Genomic DNA, 9,837 nt, shown 5'->3' on the forward strand with positions numbered 1-9,837 from the left:
CGCCCGTCACGCCAACGGCGTGCCTCCGGCACGACGCGGGCGCTTCGCACCCGCCGGGCCGTGCGCTGCCCTCATCTCATGGCGGAACGGTCGTACCGGTGACAATGGGCTCCAAATGTGATCACCTCGCTAAACGCCCGGTGTCGACTTACAGTGCGCATCTCCCTCCTTCATCGCCGCGACAAGCTCCCGCCAGCAGCCACGAGGCCCCGATGAGCAATGCCGAAGCCGCCTATGCCGCAGCGCTGGAGGTGATCAGGAAGAGCCCTACCCACATCAGGAGCGAATTACACTTCAGTCATCTTCCGGGTCTTGAACAGATCCCACCGGAAATCGCAGAACACAGATCCATGATTGTCTTGGGATTTGAGAATACCAAGATAACGAACCTCGAACCGATAGCTGGCCTTTCAAACCTAACAGGCCTTGGCTTGAAGAACACACCGGTTTCCAACCTCGCCCCGATTGCCAACCATACAAATCTGGAGAAGCTACACTTGGATGGGAGCCAGGTCGTTGACCTAGCGCCAATCCGTGAATTCCGACGACTGAAGGAGCTTTCTCTGAACAAGACCCGGGTTACCGACCTTGGGCCACTCGCGGGCCTTGTCTCTCTCGATGAACTCTCGCTGATGCACACTCCAGTAGCCGACTTGCGGCCACTTCGGAACCTTGCTTCCCTTGAGATACTCCGGCTTATCGGTACAGCGGTTGTTGATCTTGATGGCCTTCAGGATCTTGTCGGTCTCGAAGTTCTGTCGCTGGGCAGATCGAAGGTCGTCGATCTTAGGCCATTGATGCGCCTCAACACCCTCAAGATCCTTGACCTCAACAACACACCGGTCTCCGACCTCAGACCTCTCGCAAATCTCACTGGCATTCATGGTCTGTATATCGGCAACACGAAAGTTGCCGACATCGGCCCAATTCAGCGCTTCAGGGCGCTGAGTTCACTTAACCTTGAACTGACAGCGGTGGCAGATATTGCGCCATTGCGTGATCTCGCTTCTTTGCATTGGCTCAGGATCACGAATTCACACATCGCGGATATCGGGCCGCTTTCAGGCTGCACCGAGTTGACCATGCTCGACCTGAGCAACACCTCGGTCGATGATCTGCGCCCGATCAAGGACCTCCCGAAACTGATAGAAGGCTCGCTTGGCTACCGAGGAAATCTAAGCTTCAAGGGCTGCAAGGCCTGCGATCTCGACCCCGAAGGACTGGGCAAGCTGGCGGAGATCGAAGACGACGACGCCCGCACGCGGCGAACGATCGACTACCTGCAATCCCTCACCGACTGGCCGCCGGTCAATTCCGATCCGATCGAAGCTGCGATGCACGGCCCGATCCTCGAAGCTTCGCTGGCCGACCTCGCACTCGTGGAAACCGTCTTCGAGGCCGTTTCCCCGGACCCGCCGCTGCCGATGGAACGCGGCCCGAACTACGACGATCTGGTCGAGGTGCTGGCCTATGCCGCCGACAGGCTGGCGCGCGCGGATCGTGCCGACCGGTTCGGGATGGCGCTGATCGACGGCTTCAAGGACTACCGGCGCCGGGTGAAACAGGAGCAACCGAACGGCCGGCTCCTGAACTTCATCGCCGACGCGGTGCGGGCGGTGCTGGTCGACGATCTTACCGCCGACGCGCTCGACGGATTCGATCGTGGCCAGATCGCCGGCTTCCTCGAGAACCACGATGCGCTCATGCGCGGATGGTTCCCGGCCGCGCTCGCGCCGGTCGTGCCCGAGCCCGACCTCTCCGCGGAGGTCCTGTCGCGGGAACTTCCGCCAATGGTCCGCGACGCCGAGGCCATGGTCGAGGCCGGTATCGCGGGCGGCATCTTCGGCGAGAGCGTCCGCACGTCGCTCGCCTATCTGCGCGCCCGCATGGACGCGGCCCTGAAGACGCTCGCGACCTCCGACAGCGCCGAACGCCTCGCGGTGGCGCTTTCCGACCTGCGCAGGACCGCCGTTCTGGCCGCGGCATGGGTCGGCCGGATCAAGGGCCGACTGATGCAATATGCCGAGCGCTCCGCGGAATGGGCCAGGGAGAATCCGGTCGCGGCCGCGAGGAACGCGGCCTTTGTCGCCACGGGATTCGGCGCGGCAATCGCCTGGATTGAACCGATCTTCAGCGCCCTCTGGCGCTTCGTCAGCCACCTGCCGCTGCCATTCTGATGCGGCCTGCGGATGACCGCCGCGCGTCAACAGCCCGCCCGGAAATGGCAAGCCGGAATCCAGCCCGTTTCCAGCCGCCGTCCAGCTCGAGTTTTTTCCAGACTTTCCAAGGGGCTTATCATCACCGAATTCAAGCGGGCCGATCGACCTGAAATCGTGTGACCCCTTGACGGGCCCCGAAAGGAAATCCCGTGGATGCGATCCGCGTGTCCCGCACGGCCTGTTCCGTCACCCGCCGCACCGCCGGGCGGCCACCGCCGATATGGGCCTGGCCGCGGTACTGCCCCGACTGGCGCCCGATCGGCGCGACCCCTGTCATGCTGGCCGCCTGCCTGCCCGAGAGGCCGCCCGAGCCCGATCAGCCAAGGCCCCGGCCGCGCGATGCCCGCCCGGGCCGCGCGCTGCCCTCATTTGTGGCGGGGCGGTCGAAGGGGAGAGGACGCGCGCCGGGCGCGATGGCCCTGAGGCTCCGCCGCATCGCCCTTGCGGCCATGGCGGGGCCGGTCTAGGTGTGTGCGCCGGAAAACCTCGTCAGACGGTCACGCGCCCATGTCTTCGCTCCTGCAGATCCTGCTCCTCGTCCTCGATCTGGCCTGGTGGATCGTGATCGCCCATGTGATCATGAGCTGGCTGATCAATTTCAACGTGCTCAACCGCAACCAGCCGCTGGTCTGGCAGATCTGGACCGGGCTCAACCGCTTCCTCGAGCCGGTCTACGGGCCGATCCGGCGCTTCCTGCCCGAAATGGGCGGGCTCGACCTCTCGCCGATCATCGTGATCGTCGCGCTCTATGCGATCCGGATCGTGCTGATCAACAACGCCGCCGTCTTCCTCTGACCGCGCGCCCTCAGGGACGCTCCTCGAGAATCAGCGCATCCGCCCCCCAGAGCTGGCGTACGCGGGCGTCCCGGCCGCAGGCCTCGCGGTAGAAGCTGTAGCGAAGCGGGTTGGTCTCGTGAAAATTCTGGTGATGGGCCTCCGCCGGCCAGAAGGTCTTCGCGGCGAGAATCGGCGTGACGATCTCCTGCCCCAGCCGGTCCCGGGCCTGCTGCCGGGAGGTCTCGGCCAGGGCGGCCTGATCGGCGTCGAGCACGAAGACCGCGGTGCGGTAGCTCGGCCCGCGGTCGCAGAACTGGCCCGCCGCATCGGTCGGGTCGATGCTGCGCCAGAAGACGTGCAGGAGCTGCGCATAGGTCACCGTCTCGGCGTCGAAGGTGATACGCACCGCCTCGTAATGGCCGGTGTCCTCCCGGGACACCCGGTCGTAGCTCGGGTCCTCCAGATCGCCGCCGGTATAGCCCGAGAGCGTGTCGACCACCCCCGGCACCGCGTCGAAATCCGCCTCGACGCACCAGAAGCCGCCCCCGGCGAAGATCGCCGTCTGCAGCGTCTCGGCCCGCGCGGCCCCAAGAGCCGCGACGACAAAGACCATCGCGATCAGGACATGCCTCATCGTTCCCACCTCTCACCCCGAAGGCCCAGAAGCCGGATGGCCTGCGGATCCGCAACACAAATCCGGGTGAGGGGCGGAACTTTGCGCGATCTTGGCCGAAACCGCACGCGCGCCGATCCCGTGTCGACGGGGTTGCGGCCCCGGCCGGGGGCGCCGGAGCCCGGCGGGGAGGCCGCTTGCGGCGCCGGGGCTCAGCGGCGGTCCCGGGCCGCGAGAAGCTTCAGGCGCAGCGCGTTCAGGCGGATGAAGCCGGCGGCGTCCTTCTGGTCGTAGGCGCCGGCGTCGTCCTCGAAGGTGACATGGGCCTCGGAATAGAGCGAGCCGTCGGAGCGGCGTCCGACCACGCTGGCCTGGCCCTTGTAGAGCTTGAGGCGCACCGTGCCGGTCACCCCCGCCTGGCTCGTGTCGATGGCGGCCTGGAGCATGGCGCGCTCCGGCGAGAACCAGAAGCCGTTGTAGATGAGCTCGGCATAGCGCGGCATCAGCTCGTCCTTGAGATGCATCGCGCCCCGGTCGAGGGTGATCGATTCGATGCCGCGATGCGCCGCCAGCAGGACCGTGCCGCCGGGGGTCTCGTAGATACCCCGGGACTTCATGCCGACGAAGCGGTTCTCTACGAGGTCGAGCCGGCCGATGCCGTGGCGGCCGCCGAGCGCGTTCAGGCGGGTCAGCAGGGCGGCGGGCGAGAGGGTGGCGTCGTCGACGGCGACCGCGTCGCCGCGCTCGAAGCCGATCTCGACGTATTCGGGCGTGTCGGGGGCGGCTTCGGGATCGACCGTGCGCTGGTAGACGTAAGCCGGCGCCTCTTCGGCCGGGTTCTCGAGCACCTTGCCCTCCGAGGAGGTGTGCAGGAGGTTCGCATCCACGCTGAAGGGCGCCTCGCCGCGCTTGTCGCGGGCGATCGGGATCTGGTGCGCCTCGGCGAATTCCAGGAGCTTCGTGCGGCTGGTCAGATCCCATTCCCGCCAGGGCGCGATCACCCGGATCCCGGGGTCGAGCGCATAGGCGGCGAGCTCGAAGCGCACCTGGTCGTTGCCCTTGCCGGTCGCGCCATGGGCGACGGCATCCGCCCCGGTGGCCTCGGCGATCTCCACCAGCCGCTGGGCGATCAGTGGGCGGGCGATCGAGGTGCCGAGCAGGTACTGGCCCTCGTAGAGCGTGTTGGCGCGGAACATCGGGAAGACGAAATCGCGCACGAATTCCTCGCGCAGATCCTCGATGAAGATGTTCTCCGGGCGCACGCCGAGCAGTTCCGCCTTGGCTCGCGCCGGTTCCAGCTCCTCGCCCTGGCCGAGATCGGCGGTAAAGGTGACGACCTCGCAGCCGTATTCGGTCTGGAGCCACTTGAGGATGATCGAGGTGTCGAGCCCGCCCGAATAGGCGAGCACGACCTTCTTCGGCGCCGTCATGACATTCTCCGCTTGCGTTCCCGCGCGCCCTCTAGGCGGTTTCGCCGGGCGCAGCAAGCGAGAGCGGATCGGGGAGCGCCGGGTCGCGCCATTTCGGGCCCGACCGTCGTTCGCGCAATGCGCACCGTTTCATCGGGGTTTCGGCCTGACCCGAACCGCCATCCCGCCGAGGCCAGGCACCGCCCGGGCGGGATGGTGACGCCAGCCGCGCCCGGAGCTCGACCTCACAGGGTCACGTTGCCAAATGCGATCCCCCTGGCCGCCCGCGCCGGGCGTTGCCAGAGCCGGCGGAACGCGCGACAAGGGGAGCCTTGCGGCCGGGGAGGGACGGCATGATCGGCGCCATCACCTTCGAAACCACGCCGGCGATCCGCTTCGCGGCGGGCGCCGCGGCCCACCTCGGGCCGCTCGCCGCGAAGCGCCTCGGGTCGCGCATCCTCTTCGTTACCGATGCCGGACTGACCGGGCTCGGCCTCAACGCGCCGGCACTCGCGAGGCTCGCGCAGGGCGCGGCGGTCACGGTCTTCGACGCGGTCGAGGCCGATCCCTCGCGCGCGACGCTGATGGCGGCGGTTGCGGCCGGGCAGGAAGCGACCGGGGAGGTCGGCTTCGGCGGCGGCTCGTCGCTCGACGTGGCCAAGCTCGCGGCCCTCCTGCTCGGCTCGGACGAGGATCTTGACGCCGCCTGGGGCGTGGGCCTCGCGCGCGGGCCGTGCCTGCCGCTGGTGCTCGTGCCCACCACCGCCGGCACCGGCTCGGAGGTGACACCGGTCGCGATCGTCACCGTGGAGGGATCGGAGAAGCGCGGCGTCTCCTCGCCGCTGCTCCTGCCCGATCTCGCATTGCTCGACCCCGATCTCACGCTCGGCCTGCCGGCCGCGACCACCGCCGCCACCGGCCTCGACGCCATGGTCCATGCCATCGAGGCCTATACCTCGCGCAGCCCCAACGCCAGCCCGGTCAGCCGGGCGCTGGCCTGCGAGGCGCTGCGGCTGCTCGGCGCCAATATCGAGCGCGCCGTGGCCGTGGGCGGCGACCGTGCCGCCCGCGGGGCGATGCTGCTCGGCGCCATGCTCGCCGGCCAGGCCTTCGCCAATGCCCGGTTGCGGCGGTCCATGCGCTGGCCTATCCGATCGGCGGGCTCTTCCACCTGCCGTATGGCTTGTCGAATGCCCTGGTCCTGCCGCATGTGCTGCGCTTCAATGCGCCGGCAGCAGCAGGTGAATACGCCGCGCTCGCGCCCCTTGCCGGGGCGGGCGCGGATCTGGCGGACGGGCTCGCGGCGCTCTCGTCCCGCCTCGGCCTGCCCCAGCGCCTGCGGGATGTCGGCGTCGCGGCGGCGGATCTGCCGCGCTGTGTGGAGGAGGCGATGAAACAGACAGGGTTGCTCGTGAACAACCCCCGGCCGGTCACCGAGGCCGATGCCCGCGCGATCTACGAGGCGGCCTGGTGAGCCGGGCGCCCGCTCCCGGCGCGGTCCGCGTCAAGCCCAAGGCGCCGGCGCGCAGCCCGGCGGCGCTCAACCGCATCCACCACGAGGGGCCGGACGACCGGCCGCCGCTGGTTCTGGCCCATGGGCTCTACGGCTCGGCGCGCAACTGGGGCGCGGTCGCGCGCAGGCTCGCCGCCGACCGGCGCGTGGTGGCGGTGGACATGCGCAACCACGGCGAGAGCCCGCATCACCCGGACCATTCCTACGAGGCCATGGCGACCGATCTCGCCGGTGTCATCGAGGGGCTCGGCGGCAAGGCCGACCTGCTTGGCCATTCCATGGGCGGCAAGGCGGCGATGATGCTCGCGCTGCACCGCCCCGATCTCGTGCACCGGCTGGTGGTGGCCGATATCGCGCCGGTGGCCTATCCGCACAGCCAGATCGACCATGCCATCGCGCTGCGCGCCGTCGACCTCGACGGCATCGGGCGCCGCGCCGAAGCGGACGCGCGGCTCGCGCCGCTGGTGCCCGATCCGGTGCTGCGCGGATTCTTCCTGCAGAGCCTCGACATGGGCGCGGAGGGCGCGCGCTGGAAGCTCAATCTCGACGCGCTGATCGCCGACATGCCGCGGATCATGGACTTTCCCGAGACCGGCCGGCGCTTCGGCCGGCCCACGCTCTTTCTCGCCGGCGAGACCTCGGACTACATCCAGCCCGGCCACTGGCCGGCGATCCGCGATCTTTTCCCCGAGGCGCGCCATGCCGTCATCCCCGGTGCCGGCCACTGGCTCCACGCCGACGCCCCCGACGCCGTCATCGATGCGGTGGCGGCCTTCCTGAGGGAGTGAGCCGGGCGCCACCGGCGGCCGCGTGCGGGCAGCCCCGGAATGGAAAGAAGGACGCGCCCCGCGCGGCCCGCACCGAATTCCCCCGGTCCGGGCTCAGCGTCCAATTCTGCGATCCTCACGGCCCATGGCGGCGCGGCTCGAGCGAGACCCAAACGGGCTCCTTGGTCGGGCGCGTCCATTGCAATCGATCCCGCCGCCCTCAGCCGGCCCAGCGTCGCAAAGGATGTGTGTGACCGCTTCGAACCGGCGCAAGACGGGGCGCCACGCCATTGCCGCTTCGGGCTCGGGCCGCAGCGTCGGTCAGGCAGAAGGGCCGTCAACAGGATCCATGGCGCGCGTCACTCGGGAAGGCCGTCCGTGCCGGTGATGATGACGTGGAGGAATCCCGGCCCGTGGGCGCCGCGGACGTAGCTGCCCTCGATGTCGGTGGTGCCGCTCGGGCCGGTGATCAGGATGGCGTTGCGCGGGACCGAGGCCGCCTCGAGCCGCGCCGCGTAATCCTCAAGCCAGGGCAGCAGGGTGGATTCGCGCAGCACGACGATATGGTGCAGCGGCAGGAAGGACAGCAGGATCGGCGCGTCCGGCCCGGAATGAACGACCAGCGATCCGCTCTCCGCGATGCCGTAGAGCGCGAGGCCGAGGGCGGCGGGCTCGTCGGCGGCGATGCCGTCATGGGTGGCGATGCCGGTCCAGTCCAGCGCCGTCAGCGCCGGCGCGGGCTGCAGCGACAGGCCGGCGAGGCCGTGGCGCTCCAGATAGCGCGCCGCCGCCTCGGGGACGGAAGCCATGCCCGCCACGCGCTCGACACTGGCGCCGAGCGCGGTGGCCTTGAGGGTGAAGGCCTCGGGCAGGCCCGGCGCGACGAGCGGCGGGCGGCTGCTGTCGGGATCGTCGAGGAGCGCCGCGGCGGCAGCGGCGACGGAGCGTGGGTCCCCGGCGGGACAGGCTGCGAGAACGGCGGTCAGGATCGTGTCGCGGGCGGTCATTTGCGGCCCCTCTGCTGGTCGCGGTATTGCTCCATGAAGGTGCGGCCCGAGGGACGCGGCAGGTCGCGATAGGCGGTCCAGCCCCCGGCCAGCGGCAGGCTGCCGATCCAGCCGTCCCGGCCGAAGGCCCGCAGCGCGCGCACCCCGATCCGGCTGGCGAGGCGGTAGAGCGCGGGCCGATGGGCGACTTGCGCCCAGAGGCCGATGCCCGCACGCAGCGCGCCGGGCTCCAGCCGCTCGCGCCAGCTGCGCCGGCGCCAGGCGCGCAGCAGCGTCGGGATCGGGATGCCGACCGGGCAGACCTCGGCGCAACGGCCGTTCATGGTGCAGGCATTGGGCAGGTCGCGCGCGGCCGCCAGCCCGTCCAGCACCGGCGTCAGCACCGAGCCCATCGGTCCGGGATAGGTCCCGCCATAGGCGTGGCCGCCGATCTGGCGATAGACGACGCAATGGTTCATGCAGGCGCCGCAGCGGATGCAGCGCAGCATCTCCCGGAACTCACCTGCCAGCATCTTCGTGCGGCCGTTGTCGACCAGCACGATATGCATCTCCTCCGGCCCGTCGGCGTCGCCGGGGCGTTTCGGGCCGCAATGGAAGGTGGTGTATTGCGTCAGCTCCCCGCCGGTCGCGGAGCGCACCAGGATGCGCAGGAGCGCCATGGCATGGGCGGTCGAGGGCACGATCTTCTCGATCCCCGCGGTGACGATATGGACGCGCGGCGGCGTGGTGGTCAGCTCCGCATTGCCCTCGTTGGTCACGGTGCAGGTCGCGCCGGTGTCGGCCACGAGGAAATTCGCGCCCGAGATGCCCACATCCGCGCCGAGGAACTTCTCGCGCAGGACGCGGCGTGCGCTCTGGACCATGGTCGCGGGATCGTCCGCCTCGGGCGGCGGCCGGTGGCTGGCGGTGAAGAGCTCCGCCACCTGCTCGCGCGTACGGTGCATGGCGGGCCAGATGATGTGGGACGGGGTCTCGCCGGCGAGCTGGATGATATGCTCGGCGAGGTCGGTCTCGACCCGCTCGATCCCGGCATCGGCAAGGGCATGGGGAAGGCCGATCTCCTCGCCCAACATGGATTTCGACCGGGTGACGACCTTCGCCTTCGCATCCAGGCAGAGGCGCGTGACGATGGCCCGGGCCTCGGCGTCGTCCACCGCCCAATGCACATGGGCGCCGGATGCGGTGGCGTTCCGCTCGAACATCTCGAGGTAATGGCCCAGGTTGGCGATGACATGGTCCTTGATCGCGCGGCCGCGGGCGCGGGCGGCGTCGAATTCTGGGAAGGCCGCGACCGCCGCGGCGCGCTTGGCCTCCGCCGTGCCGGTGGTGCGGTCGATGGCCAGCTTCAGCCTGCGGTCCGCCAGCGCCGCCTTGGCGCGCTCCTTGAAGGGGGGCAGTGCGACGTTCACGGCTCAGCCCTCCTCGCCGATGGCGGGGCCGTCCGCGCGGCCCGCCAGCACCTCGACCGCATGGAAGCAGCGGGTCCTCGCGCCGCGCCGGTGCAGCTTGCCGGCCATGTTCATCAGGCAGCC

Annotated in this window: 7 protein-coding genes and 1 pseudogene; 4 read left to right on the plus strand and 4 right to left on the minus strand. The window is 69.3% G+C overall.

Annotated features, from left to right (window positions below):
• The first annotated feature begins 212 nt into the window (after nucleotides 1-212).
• Entirely contained in the window at nucleotides 213-2,177 is a 1,965-nt protein-coding gene (locus V7050_RS13750) for a leucine-rich repeat domain-containing protein (protein ID WP_324369377.1), read from the plus strand.
• Between the two features lie 549 nt (nucleotides 2,178-2,726).
• On the plus strand, nucleotides 2,727-3,014 hold the full coding sequence (locus tag V7050_RS13760) for a YggT family protein (RefSeq protein ID WP_324369379.1): 288 nt from the start codon (nucleotides 2,727-2,729) through the stop codon (nucleotides 3,012-3,014).
• Nucleotides 3,015-3,024: 10 nt separating this feature from the next.
• Here the strand turns inward: V7050_RS13760 and msrA are convergent, their stop codons facing one another.
• Nucleotides 3,025-3,630, minus strand: a complete 606-nt coding sequence (gene msrA / locus V7050_RS13765) for a peptide-methionine (S)-S-oxide reductase MsrA (protein WP_324369381.1) — start codon at nucleotides 3,628-3,630, stop codon at nucleotides 3,025-3,027.
• A gap of 191 nt (nucleotides 3,631-3,821) precedes the next feature.
• Nucleotides 3,822-5,039 carry an argininosuccinate synthase gene (locus tag V7050_RS13770; RefSeq protein ID WP_324369383.1) on the minus strand — a complete coding sequence of 406 codons (1,218 nt, stop codon included), beginning with the start codon at nucleotides 5,037-5,039 and terminating at the stop codon, nucleotides 3,822-3,824.
• 332 nt (nucleotides 5,040-5,371) lie between these two features.
• Here V7050_RS13770 and V7050_RS13775 point away from each other — a divergent pair.
• Nucleotides 5,372-6,492: pseudogene (locus tag V7050_RS13775) on the plus strand (iron-containing alcohol dehydrogenase).
• A 74-nt stretch (nucleotides 6,493-6,566) separates the two neighbouring features.
• Nucleotides 6,567-7,319: an alpha/beta fold hydrolase gene (locus V7050_RS13780; RefSeq protein WP_324369387.1), complete on the plus strand. Its 753-nt coding sequence runs from the start codon at nucleotides 6,567-6,569 to the stop codon at nucleotides 7,317-7,319.
• Between the two features lie 338 nt (nucleotides 7,320-7,657).
• Here V7050_RS13780 and V7050_RS13785 read toward each other — a convergent pair whose 3' ends face one another.
• Together V7050_RS13785 and V7050_RS13790 are read right to left on the minus strand one after the other, a co-directional pair.
• Nucleotides 7,658-8,305: a LutC/YkgG family protein gene (locus V7050_RS13785; RefSeq protein ID WP_324374558.1), complete on the minus strand. Its 648-nt coding sequence runs from the start codon at nucleotides 8,303-8,305 to the stop codon at nucleotides 7,658-7,660.
• Nucleotides 8,302-9,714 (minus strand): lactate utilization protein B, encoded by a 1,413-nt coding sequence (locus V7050_RS13790; RefSeq protein ID WP_324370330.1) that lies wholly within the window; start codon nucleotides 9,712-9,714, stop codon nucleotides 8,302-8,304. Before V7050_RS13790 ends, V7050_RS13785 begins: the two co-directional genes overlap by 4 nt.
• Between the last annotated feature and the right edge of the window lie 123 nt (nucleotides 9,715-9,837).

It is taken from the genome of Amaricoccus sp. (genome assembly GCF_036846665.1).
GTDB lineage: Bacteria > Pseudomonadota > Alphaproteobacteria > Rhodobacterales > Rhodobacteraceae > Amaricoccus.

Excerpts from the sequence above, each read along its gene's own strand:
- V7050_RS13750 (WP_324369377.1), top strand. The coding sequence starts at position 213 with ATGAGCAATGCCGAAGCCGCCTATGCCGCAGCGCTGGAGGTGATCAGG.
- V7050_RS13760 (WP_324369379.1), top strand. The coding sequence starts at position 2,727 with ATGTCTTCGCTCCTGCAGATCCTGCTCCTCGTCCTCGATCTGGCCTGG.
- msrA (WP_324369381.1), bottom strand. The coding sequence starts at position 3,630 with ATGAGGCATGTCCTGATCGCGATGGTCTTTGTCGTCGCGGCTCTTGGG.
- V7050_RS13770 (WP_324369383.1), bottom strand. The coding sequence starts at position 5,039 with ATGACGGCGCCGAAGAAGGTCGTGCTCGCCTATTCGGGCGGGCTCGAC.
- V7050_RS13785 (WP_324374558.1), bottom strand. The coding sequence starts at position 8,305 with ATGACCGCCCGCGACACGATCCTGACCGCCGTTCTCGCAGCCTGTCCC.